At 59.9% G+C, this 15,669-nt stretch carries 15 protein-coding genes and 1 tRNA gene; 15 read left to right on the top strand and 1 reads right to left on the bottom strand.

Annotated elements, in window-relative coordinates; translation table 11 throughout:
* The first annotated feature begins 104 nt into the window (after window positions 1–104).
* The 13 genes from CABTHER_RS01965 (at window position 105) to CABTHER_RS01905 (ending at window position 12,971) form a co-directional block, all read left to right on the top strand.
* Entirely contained in the window at window positions 105–1,205 is a 1,101-nt protein-coding gene (locus tag CABTHER_RS01965; protein WP_014098895.1) for a cyclic nucleotide-binding domain-containing protein, read from the top strand.
* A 49-nt stretch (window positions 1,206–1,254) separates the two neighbouring features.
* A complete protein-coding gene (locus tag CABTHER_RS01960) occupies window positions 1,255–2,214 on the top strand; it encodes a UDP-glucuronic acid decarboxylase family protein (protein ID WP_014098894.1) in 960 nt (319 codons plus the stop codon).
* A 116-nt stretch (window positions 2,215–2,330) separates the two neighbouring features.
* Window positions 2,331–3,125 carry an SDR family NAD(P)-dependent oxidoreductase gene (locus tag CABTHER_RS01955; protein WP_014098893.1) on the top strand — a complete coding sequence of 265 codons (795 nt, stop codon included), beginning with the start codon at window positions 2,331–2,333 and terminating at the stop codon, window positions 3,123–3,125.
* Entirely contained in the window at window positions 3,122–4,264 is a 1,143-nt protein-coding gene (tgt, locus tag CABTHER_RS01950; RefSeq protein WP_014098892.1) for a tRNA guanosine(34) transglycosylase Tgt, read from the top strand. The genes CABTHER_RS01955 and tgt overlap by 4 nt, the downstream gene beginning before the upstream one ends.
* Window positions 4,261–4,566 (top strand): preprotein translocase subunit YajC, encoded by a 306-nt coding sequence (gene yajC, locus CABTHER_RS01945; RefSeq protein ID WP_014098891.1) that lies wholly within the window; start codon window positions 4,261–4,263, stop codon window positions 4,564–4,566. Before tgt ends, yajC begins: the two co-directional genes overlap by 4 nt.
* 16 nt (window positions 4,567–4,582) lie before the next feature.
* Window positions 4,583–5,626 carry a TerC/Alx family metal homeostasis membrane protein gene (locus CABTHER_RS01940; protein WP_014098890.1) on the top strand — a complete coding sequence of 348 codons (1,044 nt, stop codon included), beginning with the start codon at window positions 4,583–4,585 and terminating at the stop codon, window positions 5,624–5,626.
* 248 nt (window positions 5,627–5,874) lie between these two features.
* Window positions 5,875–6,444, top strand: coding sequence for a 50S ribosomal protein L13 (gene rplM / locus CABTHER_RS01935; RefSeq protein WP_014098889.1), 570 nt, complete (start codon window positions 5,875–5,877; stop codon window positions 6,442–6,444).
* Window positions 6,445–6,561: 117 nt separating this feature from the next.
* Entirely contained in the window at window positions 6,562–6,957 is a 396-nt protein-coding gene (gene rpsI / locus CABTHER_RS01930; RefSeq protein ID WP_455423186.1) for a 30S ribosomal protein S9, read from the top strand.
* A gap of 202 nt (window positions 6,958–7,159) precedes the next feature.
* On the top strand, window positions 7,160–7,948 hold the full coding sequence (gene rpsB, locus CABTHER_RS01925; protein ID WP_014098887.1) for a 30S ribosomal protein S2: 789 nt from the start codon (window positions 7,160–7,162) through the stop codon (window positions 7,946–7,948).
* Between the two features lie 70 nt (window positions 7,949–8,018).
* Entirely contained in the window at window positions 8,019–8,687 is a 669-nt protein-coding gene (tsf, locus tag CABTHER_RS01920) for a translation elongation factor Ts (RefSeq protein WP_014098886.1), read from the top strand.
* A 139-nt stretch (window positions 8,688–8,826) separates the two neighbouring features.
* Window positions 8,827–9,612: a UMP kinase gene (gene pyrH / locus CABTHER_RS01915; RefSeq protein ID WP_014098885.1), complete on the top strand. Its 786-nt coding sequence runs from the start codon at window positions 8,827–8,829 to the stop codon at window positions 9,610–9,612.
* 130 nt (window positions 9,613–9,742) lie between these two features.
* Entirely contained in the window at window positions 9,743–10,303 is a 561-nt protein-coding gene (gene frr / locus CABTHER_RS01910; protein ID WP_014098884.1) for a ribosome recycling factor, read from the top strand.
* A gap of 169 nt (window positions 10,304–10,472) precedes the next feature.
* Complete coding sequence (locus tag CABTHER_RS01905; protein ID WP_014098882.1) at window positions 10,473–12,971, top strand: TonB-dependent receptor domain-containing protein; 2,499 nt, start codon at window positions 10,473–10,475, stop codon at window positions 12,969–12,971.
* A 51-nt stretch (window positions 12,972–13,022) separates the two neighbouring features.
* Here the strand turns inward: CABTHER_RS01905 and CABTHER_RS01900 are convergent, their stop codons facing one another.
* Entirely contained in the window at window positions 13,023–14,522 is a 1,500-nt protein-coding gene (locus CABTHER_RS01900) for a cryptochrome/photolyase family protein (RefSeq protein WP_228374061.1), read from the bottom strand.
* Window positions 14,523–14,551: 29 nt separating this feature from the next.
* Here CABTHER_RS01900 and CABTHER_RS01895 point away from each other — a divergent pair, with 29 nt between their 5' ends.
* Both CABTHER_RS01895 and CABTHER_RS01890 read left to right on the top strand, forming a co-directional pair.
* A complete protein-coding gene (locus CABTHER_RS01895; protein WP_014098880.1) occupies window positions 14,552–15,349 on the top strand; it encodes a YIP1 family protein in 798 nt (265 codons plus the stop codon).
* A 47-nt stretch (window positions 15,350–15,396) separates the two neighbouring features.
* A tRNA-Ile gene (locus CABTHER_RS01890) sits at window positions 15,397–15,469 on the top strand.
* Window positions 15,470–15,669 lie beyond the last annotated feature (200 nt).

Below are 15,669 nucleotides of genomic sequence, written 5' to 3'. Positions count from 1 at the left end.
ACCTGGAACGGGCAGGCCCCCTGTGGCCCTGTTCGCCACGGGCGGCATCGTGCACAATAGGCCGTACCGAGCCATTCCGTCTGATTCCGGGTTGCGACGCGCCTATGTCTTCTCCAGAACCACGTTCGTCACCGCCGGAATTTTCGTTCTTGCGGGAATGCGAATTGTTTTCGACGCTTTCCGACCTGACGTTGCAGGCGCTGTTCCTGCGCGGGCAGGTCGTTGTTTTTGAACCCGGCGACGATGTTTTCCACATTGGCGATCCGGCCGATTACCTGTATGTCATCAAGTCGGGGGTCGTGGAGATTCGCCGGCCGGCAATGGAAGGCTCCAGAGAACTGACGCCAGTGGCTTACGTCTCCGCCGGCGACGTGATTGGCGAGGTCGCCATGTTCACCCGCTCCAATCGTGCTTCGGCAGCGCGCATGCCCGGCGGCGGTGAAATTTTCCGCATCTCGCGTGACAACTTTCACTCGGTTGTGGCCGGCTTCCCGGAACTCGCACTGCGGCTGTGCTTTACCTTTGCCCAGCGGCTCGAATCCACTGTGCGCAACATGCGCAAGGAACGCCAGCGCCAGTTGGGCGGAAACCTCAAGTTTTTTGACCTGCCGACGGTCATCCAGACCATCATCAGCTCCGGCATGACCGGCACGCTGCGCGTGGACGACCCGCTGGGCATCACCCTGGCCGAAATCTACTTTGACAACGGACACCTGTGCCGTTCCGTCATGGGCCATCTGACCGGCAGCGAAGCCTTCTTCCAGCTCTTTCAGCCGCCACCGACGGAAGGCACATTCGAGTTCAAAGGCGGTGAGCGGGAAGTGGCGGAAGGCGCCACCTGCGACATTCTCCTGCCCGGCATGACAATGCTCATGGAAGCTGTCCGCATGCAGGATGAAGTCGGGGCGTTGCGGTGCCAGTTTCCGGCCAACCAGCGGTATCGCCCTCTGGACGACGACCTGCGCTGGGAAGGCGACGAGAACCTGCTGCCCATCGCCTATGACATCTGGTATCGCCTGCATGCCGGAGAGCCGACGGTACGCGAGCTGCTCGACAGCATACCGGCGTCCCACTACACAGTACTTTCCATTCTGAATCACCTTCTGGAAACGATGCAGATCAGCGCCCACCAGCCGGATTCCAGGGCGTTGACCAACATCTCCGACATCAGCCAACACCCCCTTCCCGGACTGGACACTCCCTGAGCCCCCGCACCAAATCCTTTACCAATGAATACTTTAGACTACACCACTTATGACCGAGCGAATTCTTGTCACTGGCGGGGCCGGCTTCATCGGCACACATCTCTGCAAACGACTTTTGGATGAAGGTCACGAAGTCATCTGTCTTGACAACTTCTACACGGGCCAACGCGCCAATATCCGGCCGCATCTTTCCCACCCGCGCTTTGAGCTGATACGCCACGATGTCATCGAGCCAATCCGGCTTGAAGTCACGCAAATCTACCATCTCGCCTGCCCGGCTTCGCCCGTCCACTATCAGGCGAATGCCATTCAGACCGTCAAAACCAGTGTTCTGGGGACGCTCAACATGCTGGGGCTGGCCAAACGGGTTGGCGCGCGTTTTCTGCTTGCCTCAACTTCGGAAGTCTATGGCGATCCGCTCGTGCATCCGCAGCGTGAGGACTACTGGGGCAACGTCAATCCCATTGGGCCGCGAAGCTGCTACGACGAAGGCAAGCGCGTCGCCGAAACGCTGACGATGGACTACCACCGCCAGCACCACGTGGATGTGCGGATCGTGCGGATTTTCAACACCTACGGCCCGAACATGCTCGAAAACGACGGGCGCGTGGTCAGCAACTTCATCTGCCAGGCGCTGCGGGAGGAACCTCTGACCGTCTATGGCGACGGCTCGCAGACCCGTTCCTTCTGCTACGTGGATGATCTCGTGGAAGGCATTGTCCGTATGATGCAGGCCGAAGCATTTACGGGACCGGTCAACCTCGGCAACCCGGATGAGTTCACAGTTGCTGAACTGGCACAGAAGGTGCTGTCCAAGACGGGTTCGGCGTCGCCCATCGTGCATCGCCCGCTGCCGGAAAACGATCCGCAGCGCCGGTGTCCCGACATCACCCTGGCCGGTGAACGCCTGAACTGGGCGCCGCACATCCCGCTTGATGTCGGCCTTGACCGGACGATTGCCTACTTCCGTCAGGTGCTTGCCGAGCCGGCTGGCCCCGCGGCCCACTGACGGGGCAGCAGCGGCTGTCCCGAAAGCAGGCATTCCTCTTTGACAAGCGACCCGCGAGCAGGCATATCGCACAGGCTCAAACCGGGAGACTCTGACTTGCTGGAAGGATATTCAACATGGAAACGTGGGCGGGCAAAACGGTACTCATTACCGGCGCCTCAGTTGGGATAGGAGAAGCCTTTGCCCGGCGCTTTGCGCGGGAAAAAGCCAACCTGATGCTGGTGGCGCGGCGGGAAGACAAGCTCCGGCGGCTGGCGGCTGAGTTGGCCAGGCAGCACAGCATCACCGTGGATGTGCTGGCCAAAGACCTCAGTCTGCCGGAAGCAGCCGGGGAAGTCTTTGAGGAAACCGAACGGCTGAACCTCCAGGTGGACGGTCTCATCAACAACGCCGGCTTTGGTATCGGCGGGCGGTTTGTGGAAACCGACCTCAAGCGCAATCTGGAGATGCTTCAGCTCAACATTGTCACCCTGACCGAGCTGACCCATCGCTACCTGCCGGGAATGCTGGCGCGCCGGCAGGGCGTTGTTGTCAACGTGGCCTCGACGGCCGCCTTCCAGGCAGTGCCCTATCTGGGCGCTTATGCGGCCACGAAGGCCTATGTGCTGAGCTTTTCCGAGGCGTTGCACGAGGAATGCCGGGACCAGGGCGTGCTCGTCATGGCGCTGTGTCCGGGGGCCACGGCAACGGAGTTTTTCGACACGGCGCAGGTCGCCGAAGGCACGGCCCGCGACATGCTCCGCCGCGCCCAAACGCCGGAAGAAGTCGTTGAAGCCGCCTTTGCCGGCATCCGCCGGCGAAGCAGTTCTGTCGTTTCGGGCCTGGCCAACAGCCTGCTGTCGCAGGCGACGCGGTTTGTGCCACGCGACATTGCCGCCCGCATTGCCGGCAACATCATGAAAGCGCGATGAGTCTGCGCTTTGAGCTACTGGCCAGTGATGCCGGGACGGCAGCGCGGCGGGGGCGGATTACGACGACCCGCAGCGTCATTGAAACGCCGGTGTTTATGCCCGTCGGGACGGCAGCCACCGTCAAGGCGCTCACCCAGGACATGCTCGAAGCCCTGGATGCGCGCATCATTCTGGCCAACACCTATCACCTGTTTTTGCGCCCCGGGCACGAGGTCATCCGGGAACTGGGCGGTCTGCACCGCTTTATGAGCTGGCCGCGCTCGATCCTCACCGACAGCGGCGGCTATCAGGTGTTCTCGCTGGGTGAGTTGCGTACCATCAGCGAGGAAGGCGTCACCTTTCGGTCCCACCTTGACGGCACACGGTTGCTGTTGTCGCCGGAAGTCTCCATGGAGGTTCAGATCGCGCTTGGCTCCGACATCGTCATGGCCTTCGATGAGTGCCCGCCCTATCCGGCTTCGCCTGAACAGGTGCGGCACTCGCTTGAACTGACCGAACGCTGGGCGCGGCGGTGCCGGACGTACTTCGACACCCACGCCGACCGGGAGCGCCAGTCGCTGTTTGGCATTGTGCAGGGCAGCGTGTACCCGGAACTGCGCGCCCGTTCCCTGGAGGGACTGCTGGAGATTGGCTTTGAGGGCTACGCCATCGGCGGCCTCAGCGTTGGCGAGGAAAAACACCTGATGTACGACACGACGGAGTTCATCGCGCCGCGCCTGCCGGCGGACAAGCCCCGCTACCTGATGGGCGTCGGGACGCCGGCCGACCTGGTTGAATCCGTGGCGCGCGGGGTGGACATGTTCGACTGCGTCATGCCCACACGCCACGCGCGCAACGGCACGGTGTTCACCACGACCGGCCGGCTCAACCTGCGCAATGCGCGCTACGTCCGTGATGAGCAACCGCTTGACCCGGACTGCACCTGTGCGGTCTGCCGGCGGTACTCGCGGGCCTATCTGGCGCACCTGCTGCGGACGGGAGAAATTCTCGCCTCCATCTTGGCAACCTATCACAACGTGCATCACTATCTTGACCTGATGCGGCAGATTCGGCACGCTCTGGAACGGGCCGAGTTCAGCCGCTTCCGGGCTGACTTCCACCGTCGGCAGCTTTCATCCGAGGAGTCTCTTTCAACATGAACATCGTCCTGGCACAGGGTGGTGGAGGAAGTTTTCTCATCCAGCTTGTTCCGATTCTGGCGATGGTCGCCATTTTTTACTTTCTGGTGATCCGTCCCCAGCAGAAACGCCAGAAAGAACTCGAAACCATGCGCAACAACCTCAAGAACGGCGACCGGGTTGTTACCGAAGGCGGGATTTACGGAACGGTGGCCGGTATCAATGAGAAAGAAAACACTCTGCACCTGCTCGTCGCGCCGTCGGTCAAAATTGAGTTTTCCAGAAATGCCATCATCGGCCTGCGTGACCAGCCCAACAAGTAATGAAAGCTGACCTTCAATGCAGCCCCACCTGGCGTCGGCGGCCACCACCCATCCGGTTCATTTTGTTGTTTTCATTACGCTTGTTATCGGCTTTCTCTGGGTTGATCTGGCTTCCGGCAAAACGGACCGGCCGGTTTCAATGCTCAAGGCAGCCACCTGGTCGGGCATCTGGGTGGCGGTCTCGCTGGCTTTTGCCGGCTATGTGGCCTCGATTCGTGGCACGGACGACGCCATCCTGTTTCTGACGGCTTATGCCCTCGAAAAATCCCTGGCCGTAGATAACCTCTTCGTCTTTCTGGCGATTTTTTCCGCCTTTGCCATTCCAGAGTATCTGCACCACCGGATTCTGTACTGGGGCATCATTGGTGCGCTGATTTTCCGTGCCATTTTCATCGGACTGGGCGTTGGCCTGCTGTTTGGTGCGCGGGCGCTGGGGGCGCTGACCATCTTCGGCTGGCATATCGAACTCCAGCGCGTGGTCTTTTTTGGTTTCGGCCTGGTCATTCTGTGGTCGGTGCACGCCCTCTTTCGCGCCGGGCAGAAGGACACGACCGAAGAGGAAACGGACTACACCAACCACTGGGCTGTTCGCTTTCTGCGCCAGTTTTTTCCCAACCGGATTGCGACACAACTCGACCGTGGTCGCTTCCTGACCAGGGTCACAGATGGGCAGGGGCGGCACTACCATGCGCTGACTCCGGCCTTTCTGTGCCTGCTGGTGATTGAGGCCTCGGACATCATGTTTGCCTTCGACAGCGTACCGGCGATTTTTGCGGTCACGCAGGACCCGTTTCTGGTCTATACAAGCAATATCTTCGCCGTGCTTGGTTTGCGCTCGATGTATTTTTTGGTGGCGGCAGCCAAGCGCATGCTTGTTCACCTCGACAAAGCTGTGTTTGTCATTCTTCTTTTCATCGGCATCAAGATGCTGGCGCTGGCCTTTGACTGGTTTCACCTGCCGCCGCTGGTCAGCCTGAGCGTTGTTCTGGGTCTGCTGGCGCTGGGTGTCGGGGCTTCCCTGCTGGACAGGCACAAGCGGGTCAGCGGGGAGACTTCCTAGGCAGGGGGGCTTGGCAGTCTGCCACACCGTTCCCGGCACATTGTCCGTTTGCTCCGGGTTCGTCTGTTCAGGAACGTCCGCCCTTGACAGCTCAGCCGGGAGTTGCGTAGTCTAGTCGTTCGCTTTGCTTCCGGTAGTGGAGCGTCCCAAGGGACGGCTGTGCGTGCTGCCCAGTCAGTCACCTGCGCAGATGCCAAACTGGATGACAAAGGGTATGAGGTTGCTGTGAGGAGCACATTCAAGCTGTCATGAGTGAACCGACATCCGAGACAACGCAGGCGGCAGCATCCGCTGAGTCCACCCCCACGGCGGGCAATTCGCCGAAAACGGCTGTCCGTCGCCGCCCACACAAGGCGTACACCGGGCAGACCTTCGTGCCCAAGGGCCCGTTGCCCGAACCGGCGCGCAAGTGGTTTCTCGTGGATGCCACAGGGCTGACCGTCGGACGGTTGGCATCGCAGATTGCTCCAATTCTGATGGGCAAGCACCATCCGCGGTACACGACCTTTATGGACATGGGCGATGGTGTGATTGTCATCAACGCCGAGAAGGTTGTTTTCCGGGGTGATAAGTGGAATCAGAAACTTTACCGGCGGCACACTGGCTACCCCGGCGGCTTGCGGGAAATCAGAGCCAAAGACCTGCTGGCCAGGTTTCCGACCCGGATTTTGCAGCACGCCATTGTCGGGATGCTGCCGAAGACGAAGCTCGGCCGCCAGATGGCCAAAAAGCTCCGCATCTACGCCGGTCCGAACCATCCACACCAGGCACAGCGCCCGGAACCGCTGGTGCTCGATACCCTGCGCGCCAAGAGGTGAGCCCTGTTGGGCAACTTTCCGGTGTGACCGAAGGCGGTCGTGCAGAAAGCAGGCAGAAAGCAGAAGGATGGAAGGTCAACGACGATTGTGATTTGAAATTGATGAGGTAAGTCAAGCGTGGGGATGCTCATTCAATACTACGGGACAGGTCGCCGCAAAACCGCTACGGCGCGGGTCTATCTGCGTCCCGGTGACGGGAATATCACAGTTAACAAACGCACCTTTGAAGGTTACTTTCCAAGTGAAACCCTGCGGATGCTTATCCGCCAACCGCTTCAGGTTACGGAGACGCTGGGCAAGTTCGATGTCCTGGTCAGCGTTTCCGGCGGCGGTCTGTCTGGCCAGGCCGGCGCCATTCGGCACGGGATTGCGCGGGCGCTGCTCCATTTCAATGTCGAGTTGCGCCGCCGCCTGAAGAAAGCCGGCTTTCTGACGCGCGACCCTCGCATGAAAGAACGCAAGAAGTACGGGCAAAAAGGTGCGCGCAAGCGCTTCCAGTTCTCGAAGCGGTAAGCTGAAGCGGTAAGCTACAGCCAGTCTGTGGCCGGTTGCGTCGGCCCCGACAACTGATAGGGATATTTCATTGCCACGCAGCGGGTGTGTTCCGATGGCTGCCTCAAGGTCAGCCGGAGGCGTGTGTGGCGAGTACACAAACCATCCACAACAAGCCAGAGGCTTGTAAGAAAGGCGGTCGTGAGTGGCAGTTGCAGTCACTATGAAGGAATTGCTCGAAGCTGGAGTTCACTTCGGGCATCAGGTACGGCGGTGGAATCCGAAGATGAAGGAGTACATCTTCGGTGAACGCAATGGCATTTACATCATCGATCTCCAGAAGACCCAGCGTTTGCTGCGCGAGGCTGTCCGGTTTATCGCGCAAACGGCGGCTGAGGGCGGGACAGTACTTTTCGTTGGGACGAAACGCCAGGCGCAGGACGCCATCGCGGAGGAAGCCACCCGGTGCGGCATGCCGTATGTCAACCAGCGGTGGCTGGGCGGTCTGCTGACCAACTTCCAGACCATCCAGCGTTCGATGAAGCGCATGCGTGAGCTGGAAGTGATGCGTACAGATGGGCACTACCAGTCCCTGACCAAAAAGGAAATCCTGCGCATCGAGAAAGAGTATGCCAGGCTCGAACGGAACTTTTCGGGTATCCGCACAATGAACCGCCTGCCCAAGGCACTTTTCGTCATTGACACCAAGAAAGAGGAAATCGCCATCGCTGAAGCCAACCGCCTGGGAATTCCAGTCGTCGCCCTGGTGGATACAAACTGTTCCCCGCTTGGGGTTGACTATGTCATCCCAGGCAACGACGATGCATTGCGCTCGGTGCGCCTCATCAGTGCCAAAATCGCCGATGCGGTCATCGAAGGTCGCACCATGGGAATCGAAAAGGGAGACGGCGGCAAGGTCGAGATGGGCGGTGCCGATGCCCCGGCTCCTGGCGGGACAACAACCACCACGCCGACTTCTGTCGTATCGGCGGCTGAAGCGGTGCCAGCCTGAAGTCATCCGGTGGGCGACTGACGGTCTAGCGGATGGTTGCCACCGACATTTCTGTTGAGGGGAAGCATTCATGGCAGATGTGAGCGCAGCAGCAGTCAAAGCTCTCCGGGAAAAAACCGGAGCCGGCATGATGGAATGCAAAAAAGCCCTGGAAGAAGCCCAGGGTAATGAAGAAAAAGCCATCACCATTTTGCGTGAACGCAACAAGCACATTGCAGGCAAGAAGGAATCACGGGTAGCGGCCGAAGGCTTGGTTGAAGCTTACATCCACACCGGCGGCCGCATTGGTGTTTTGGTCGAAGTCAACTGTGAAACGGATTTCGTTGCCCGCAGCGAAGACTTCAAGGAGTTCGTGCGCGACATTGCCCTGCAAATCTGCGCGCTCAACGCCGAGTATGTTTCAGCCGAGGAAATTCCGGCGGAAGTGCTTGAAAAAGAGCGTGAAATAGCACGGGCACAGGTCGCCGCTGACCCCAAGACGGCAAATAAGCCAGCCCACATTATCGAAAACATCATTGAAAGCCGGCTTGGAAAGTTTCGCGCGGAGACCTGCCTGCTCGAACAGCCCTTCGTCAAGGATCAGAGCATTACCATCGGGGAACTGCTCAAACAACTCATCGCCAAAACAGGTGAAAACATCCGCATTCGCCGCTTTGTACGCTTCAAGCTGGGCGAAGGTATCGAAAAGAAATCCGACGACTTCGCCAGTGAAGTGGCCGCAATGATGGCCAAACAATGACCCCCGACGCCCCATCCCGGATGGGGCGTTTTGCTTGTATGCCCGGTATTCCCCTGCCCACCCATGATCCGTGCCGCTGGATGTTTGCGGCCAGGTGCTTTTCCCGACAATCTCAATAGAACCGCCTTTTGGAGCCAGTATGAACCCTACGCCAGCCGTATCCTCTCCCGCGCCAGGAACACCGACGCCGGTTTACAAACGTGTCCTGCTCAAACTGAGTGGAGAGTTTCTTGAAGGGCGACGCGGGTTTGGTATTGATCCGCTCACTGTTCAGGAAGTTGCCGAGCAGGTGCGCGATGTCCACCAACTCGGAGTCCAACTCGCATTGGTCGTTGGGGGTGGGAACATTGTTCGTGGGGCTGAGGCCAGCGCTGCCGGGATGGACCGCGCTTCAGCCGATTACATGGGGATGCTCGCCACGGTCATCAACAGTCTGGCGCTGCAAAACGCCATCGAACAGCTCGGCGTTGCCACACGGGTTGTTTCAGCCATCGAGATGCGGCAGGTGGCGGAACCCTTTATCCCACGGCGTGCCGTGCGCCACCTCGAAAAGGGACGGGTTGTCATTTTTGCTGCCGGCACTGGCAGTCCCTTCTTCACCACGGACAGCACAGCGGCGCTCCGCGCCTGTGAAATCAAGGCGGATGTCCTGCTGAAAGCCACCAAGGTGGATGGCGTCTATACGGCCGACCCGACGAAGGACGCCACGGCACGCCGGTACAGCCATGTGACGTACCAGCAGGTGCTGGAACAGAGCCTCAACGTCATGGACGCTTCCGCCATTGCGCTGTGTAAGGACAACCACCTGCCCATCATCGTTTTCGACCTGCTGACCAAGGGCAACATCTACCGCGTCGTCACCGGCGAGTCTATCGGTACCCTGGTCAGTGCCACACCGCCGACGGCAGCGGCCTGTGCTTCATAGGTAGCCACAGACTGTGGGACACTGCCCGTAAAAGCCCTGACGGTCCAGCCCTCAACAGCAGGTTTCCCACGCAGGCAATGCACACGGGCTTCTGTCAGGTAACATTCGTGATTTGGAATGAGGAATCGGCATGACCATTCAAGACATCTTGAAAGAAGCGACAGCGCGCATGGAAACCACACTCGAAGATGCCCGCCGGCGGTTCAGCTCGATTCGAACTGGACGCGCCTCGGTGAATCTGCTCGATGGCATCCAAGTCGAGTCATACGGCACGGTGATGCCGCTCAACCAGCTTGCCAACATCAGCGCCCCGGAAGCCGCTCTCATCACTATTCAACCCTGGGACACCTCCCTGCTGGGCGCCATTGAGCGCGCCATTCAGTCCTCTGACCTTGGTATCACCCCATCCAACGATGGCAAGATCATCCGCCTCCCGATTCCACCGCTGACGGAAGAACGCCGGAAACAGTTGGCACGCACCGTCCGCGATACGGCGGAAGAACACCGGGCGGGACTACGCAACATCCGCCGGGATGCCAACGAAGAGGTCAAAAAGCTGCTCAAGGAAAAACTCATCTCGGAAGACGAGCACAAAGTCGCCCTGGAACAAATCCAGAAACAGACCGACGCCTTCACCCAGAAGCTCAACGACCTGGCCAAAGCCAAGGAAGAAGAACTCATGCGCGTCTAACCTGTCCCCGCGCAGGCCTGCGATGCACCGGGAACAGGCACGTCCCGGTGTTGGCTTCTTTTTTATTGAAAATGATTATCATTTTATCTACATTGGAGCACACCATAAGGACCAGACGCTGCTCCGGCCCTTGGCGTAGCAGCACAACCAATGTTTGAGGAATGGCACAATGAACCACCTTGCCCTATGTATCCGGCCGGCACGCCCCTGGCAGTCGGGCGTCCACTGGTACTTCCTGCTCCAGCTTTCCCTGATCAGTTCAATCATCCTGACTTCCATCGGCTTCACGGCGGCTCAAACGCCCCCTACAACCTCGACAACGACGCAGCCGGCCATTGCCGGGCGCGCCGTGACAGTAGCCGATGCGCCTGTGGCAGGCGCTACCGTGCGGCTGCGGGGGCTGACCGCCGGCACCGTCCAGACGGCTCAAACCGATGCCAACGGCGAATTCCGGTTTGACCAGTTGACGCCCGGCGACTACGAAATCACCGTCACAGGCGAGCAGTACCAGCCAGGTACGAAAATCGTCAAAGTCAGCGGAAGTGAAGTCACTTCCGTCACCGTTTCGCTTGATATTTCGCCGCTGGCGGAAAACATCATCGTCAGCATCAACAGCATCGTCGGGACGAGCGAATCCCTCAACCGTATCCCCGGCACGGTGGATATTCTCGACGAGCGCACCTTGCAGCTCAGCCGGGTCTTCAACGCCAACGAGGCGCTGCGCAAGCTGCCCGGCATCCACGTCCGGGACGAGGAAGGCTTCGGCCTCCGCCCCAACATCGGCATCCGTGGCCTCAATCCGACGCGCTCGACGAAGGTACTGCTGCTTGAAGACGGGCTGCCGCTGGCCTTTGCGCCCTACGGCGACAATGCCTCCTACTACCATCCGCCTATCGAACGCTTTGAAACCATTGAAGTGGTCAAAGGATCGGGACAGATTCTCTACGGCCCGGTTACGGTTGGCGGCGTCATCAACTACATCACACCTAATCCGCCAGATACGCCGAGTGGGTCGCTCCTGCTCGTGGGCGGCAACCGTGACTACTTCAACGGACTCATCACCTACGGGTGGAAACTCGGAAACACGGGCTTTCTTCTTGATTTCATGCGCAAGCAGGGCGAAGGCGCCCGCGACAACACGCGCAGCGGCATCTATGACTTCAACTTCAAGTCGGTTTCCACCTTCGGCACGCGGCAGGTCTTGACGTTCAAGGCCAACTACTACGACGAGAACTCGCGTGTGACCTATTCGGGACTGCGCCTTGACGAATACCAGGCCAATCCACGCCAGAATCCGTTTCGCAACGACGCCACGGATTTCAGACGGTTCGGGGCCGCTGCCGTGCACAGCTTTGTCGTCAACCAGAACATCCTGCTGACGACGAGCCTCTACGGCTCGACGTTCGACCGGGCCTGGTGGCGGCAGTCAAGCAACTCGAACCAGCGCCCCAATCGCATCGGCGTTGGCGGCTGTCGTGGCATGATCGATCTCTTTACGACGTGCGGCAACGAAGGGCGGGTACGTAGCTACTACACCTTCGGCGTCACGCCACAGGTGCGCGCCAGCTTTGGATTCGGGCGGCTGCGCAATGAGCTGGACACCGGCTTTCGCTATCACCGCGAAAACCAAGAGCGGCGGCAAATCAACGGCTCGACGCCAACGGCGCGTACCGGCGTCACGGTCGAAAACAACTTTCGCGGCAACGATGCCTTTTCCGGCTACATCCAGAATCGCTTCATCTTCGGCAACCTGACCGTGACGCCCGGTGTGCGGGTGGAGCGGGTTTCTTTCGTCCGGGCCAACCGTCTGGCGAACAACGGGCTGGGCGCGCGAGGCGAAGTCGTCCTGACGCAGGTGGTGCCGGGCATCGGTGCGTCTTACAACCTCAAGCAGCGGGCAACCATTTTTGCCGGCATTCACCGGGGATTTGCCCCGCCACGTACGGAAGACATCATCTCCAACACGGGCGGCGTCGTTGATCTCGACCCGGAGCTGAGCTGGAACACGGAAGTTGGCATCCGCAGCGTTCCGGTACAGGGTATCCGCCTCGACGCTTCCTACTTCCGCATGGACTTCTCGAACCAGATTGTGCCGGCTAGCCTAGCCGGCGGTGTCGGTGCAACCCTGACCAACGCCGGTAAGACACTCCATCAGGGACTGGAAATTTTTGGCCGGATTGATAGCGGATTGCTGTTCAAGTCAGCGCACAACGTCTTCGTGCGGGTCAACTATACGTTCGTTGGCGATGCCCGTTTTGAGGGGCGCCGCTTCAGCAGCGTTTCGGGCTTTGGTAACGTCCTGGTGACAGGGAATCGGATTCCCTATACCCCCCGCCACATGTTCACTGGCGCTTTCGGGTACGCCCATCCCAAAGGCTTTGACGTGCAGATGGAAGCCGTCCACGTCGGGGAACAGTTTGGCGATGACCTCAACCTGCGCCCGACCTCACCGGTGAACCCGGCCGTGTTTGCCAACGGACAGCTTGGCTTGCTTCCGGCTTACACCATCTGGAATGCCACCGCCAACTACCGGGTCGAGCAGTGGCGGACAACCTTCTTCATCACGGCGAAAAACCTTACCGACCGGCTCTACATCGCCGACCGCGTGCGAGGCATCCTGCCCGGGCCACCACGGCTGGTGCAGGCCGGCTTCCGGTTGAACTTCTAGGTTTTTCCGAATCCGGGCAGAACGGCCGGGCAGGTGTCGCCGCCCACGTCCTCACCTGCCCGGCCTTTTTTCCGGGCTGGCGAAGCGTCCGAACATGGTCAGTGCCTTGGCGCGCTGGCGGCCGTGGTCAACCAGTGGCGCCGGGTAGTCCACGCCAATAACGCAGCGAAAAGCCCGCTGTACGTCTGGCGGCATCCGGGAAGGCTCGTGAATCCAGCGGTCTGGCACGGCGCGCAGTTCCGGCACATACTGCCGAACATAGGCCCCAGTGGGGTCAAATTTTTTCCCTTGGGCGGTCGGATTGAAAATGCGGAAGTACGGCTGGGCATCGGTGCCCGTCGAAGCCGCCCACTGCCAGCCGCCGTTGTTGGCCGCCAGATCGCCATCCACGAGATGTTTCATAAAGTGCCGCTCGCCCCATCGCCAGTCAATGAGCAGGTCTTTGGTCAGAAAGGACGCCACAATCATGCGCGCCCGATTGTGCATCCAGCCGGTTGTAAGCAGTTGGCGCATGGCGGCATCCACGATTGGAAAACCGGTCTTGCCCTGACACCAGAGGTCAAACCAGGACGCATTGTTTTCCCAAGCAAGGTCATCGTAGGCGCGCCGGAACGCACCAGTTTCCACGTAAGGAAAATGAAACAGAATCTGGCGGTAAAAGTCGCGCCAGATGAGTTCGGCAATCCAGCTTTCCATGCCGGGCGAGCCTTCCGGGACAGCTTCCCGCGCCGCCCAGTAGGCGCGGCGTGGTGACAGACAGCCAAACCGCAGATAGGGCGATAGTCGGGATGTGCCATCAGCGGAAAGAACATCGCGTTCGGTGGCATAGCGGGCCAGCCCGTTTTGTATGAAGCCCTGTAACCGTGCTTGAGCTGAGGTTTCTCCGCCCGGCGGTGGACTGACTGAGGTAGCAAAACCAAGGTCTTTCAGCGATGGCCAGGGGTCGCTTGGCACATCGGCCGGCGTCCTGAGCATCGCCGGCGCCAGGCGGGGACGTGGGATAGGCTGCGCCAGAACCGCCTGCCTGTAGGGTGTAAAGACCGTGTAGGGTGTTCCGGCCTTGGTTCTGACGGCCTCCGGTGCGGTGAGTCCGCCATCGTCGAAGCCTTCGACGGCGCACCGTCCTTCCAGATGCGCCCGCACACGGGCATCCCGCGCCAGGGCGAATGGTTCCACATCACGGTTGAAATAAACGGCGCTGGCGGCCGTTTCCGTGACGAGCTGCGCCAGCACATGCTCCGGCCGGCCACGGCGGAGAAGCAATCGGCTGCCGCGCGCGCGCAGGTTTTCATCCAGGTTGCGGAGGCTTTCCAGCAAAAACGCCACGCGCACGGCGCCAGTGTCAGGACGGGACAGGATGGCGTCATCAAAAATGAACACCGGAACAACTTCTTCCGCCGCAGCGTAAGCCGCCAGCAAAGCCGTGTTATCGTCCAGGCGCAGGTCGCGCCGAAACCAACAGAGAATGCGTTTGGTCATGGTGTCGTCGGTGGATGGGGGAACAACACTCTGGCAGAAGCCACTTGTCGCACGCCGTGGCTTGCGAAACAAAACGCACGTCCAAAGGAGCACGTCCGAGCATGCAGGATGCCAATGAACTTTCTCCCGGCGCAGAGGCACAACCGGTTTCCACCACGGTCTGGCAACGGCTGAAGGGCATGTTTTTCACGCCTGGCGCTGTGTTTGCAGCGCTGCGCCGCCAGCCTGAGTTTCTGGCCCCGATGCTGGTCATGGCGCTGCTGACAGCCGGGTTTTCGGTGTTTTTCAGTGTTTGGGTCAAGGTTGATCCCAAAGAAGTTGCCCGCCGGGCCATTGAGCGCCAGCTCGAAAGTCAGGGCAAGCGGTGGCCTGATCTTTCCGATGCTGAACAGCGCCAGTTTGAGCAGGACATTGAATTCAGCGCCGGGCTTCAGCGTTTTGCTCCGGTCATCGGGATAGGTGTTAGCGTCCTGGCGACCTTGGCGCTGGCGGGAGTGTACTACTTGGGCATGCTGCTTGTGCGCGGGCAGGCCACGTTCCGGCAGGTGCTCTCCGTCACCGCTTACGCCACCTATGCCACGGAGAGCGTCCAGTACGTGCTCAACATCCTCATCATCCTCCTGCGTCCGCCGGATGTTGAACAGATTCTCAAGGCGCGGGGTAGTTTCGTCATCAGCAATCCGGCACCGCTGCTTCCTGAATCCTTGCCGGGCTGGATGCTCGCGGCAGTGCGTTGGGTGGATGTCTTTTCCCTGTGGTTCATCGGGCTGATGGCCATCGGGCTGGCGGCAGTTGCCTACAAGAAAACACCGCTGCAGATGGCCATCATTCCCGGCAGTTTGTGGCTGCTGGGGCTGCTCGGTTCGGTGATGTTTGCACTGGTGACCGGCGGGAAGTGAATGACTTGCCGGGGTTGGCGGCACGGGTTACGATTTTGCCCTGGTGTGGGACTTTAGCTCAACGGTCAGAGCAGCGGACTCATAATCCGTTGGTTGCAGGTTCGAGTCCTGCAAGTCCCACTAATAAAATCAGTAGTTTACGGGGCGCTCGAAGGCAGCAGGCATCAGCCCGGCAAAGCCGTCCAGCCACCATCCAGCCAGTTTTGCGAAGTCGGGCGGGTTTCCGTCCGTCCGTCAGGGGTGGCTTCCGCCCTGTAGCCAGCGCGCCAGGGCTTCGGTACGGCGCAAAAGAAAAGCCGGCATCGCTGCCGGCCGTGGAG

Origin of the sequence: Chloracidobacterium thermophilum B (genome assembly GCF_000226295.1) — a bacterium.
GTDB classification, from domain to species: Bacteria; Acidobacteriota; Blastocatellia; order Chloracidobacteriales; family Chloracidobacteriaceae; genus Chloracidobacterium; species Chloracidobacterium thermophilum.
Note: the sequence above shows the minus strand (reverse complement) of the source record. Positions and strands in the feature narration are given on the sequence as shown.

Coding starts and splice junctions, on each gene's coding strand:
- CABTHER_RS01955 (WP_014098893.1), top strand. CDS start 2,331: ATGGAAACGTGGGCGGGCAAAACGGTACTCATTACCGGCGCCTCAGTT.
- CABTHER_RS01960 (WP_014098894.1), top strand. CDS start 1,255: ATGACCGAGCGAATTCTTGTCACTGGCGGGGCCGGCTTCATCGGCACA.
- frr (WP_014098884.1), top strand. CDS start 9,743: ATGACCATTCAAGACATCTTGAAAGAAGCGACAGCGCGCATGGAAACC.
- CABTHER_RS01895 (WP_014098880.1), top strand. CDS start 14,552: ATGCAGGATGCCAATGAACTTTCTCCCGGCGCAGAGGCACAACCGGTT.
- rplM (WP_014098889.1), top strand. CDS start 5,875: ATGAGTGAACCGACATCCGAGACAACGCAGGCGGCAGCATCCGCTGAG.
- CABTHER_RS01940 (WP_014098890.1), top strand. CDS start 4,583: ATGCAGCCCCACCTGGCGTCGGCGGCCACCACCCATCCGGTTCATTTT.
- CABTHER_RS01905 (WP_014098882.1), top strand. CDS start 10,473: ATGAACCACCTTGCCCTATGTATCCGGCCGGCACGCCCCTGGCAGTCG.
- tgt (WP_014098892.1), top strand. CDS start 3,122: ATGAGTCTGCGCTTTGAGCTACTGGCCAGTGATGCCGGGACGGCAGCG.
- tsf (WP_014098886.1), top strand. CDS start 8,019: ATGGCAGATGTGAGCGCAGCAGCAGTCAAAGCTCTCCGGGAAAAAACC.
- yajC (WP_014098891.1), top strand. CDS start 4,261: ATGAACATCGTCCTGGCACAGGGTGGTGGAGGAAGTTTTCTCATCCAG.
- CABTHER_RS01965 (WP_014098895.1), top strand. CDS start 105: ATGTCTTCTCCAGAACCACGTTCGTCACCGCCGGAATTTTCGTTCTTG.
- rpsB (WP_014098887.1), top strand. CDS start 7,160: ATGAAGGAATTGCTCGAAGCTGGAGTTCACTTCGGGCATCAGGTACGG.
- pyrH (WP_014098885.1), top strand. CDS start 8,827: ATGAACCCTACGCCAGCCGTATCCTCTCCCGCGCCAGGAACACCGACG.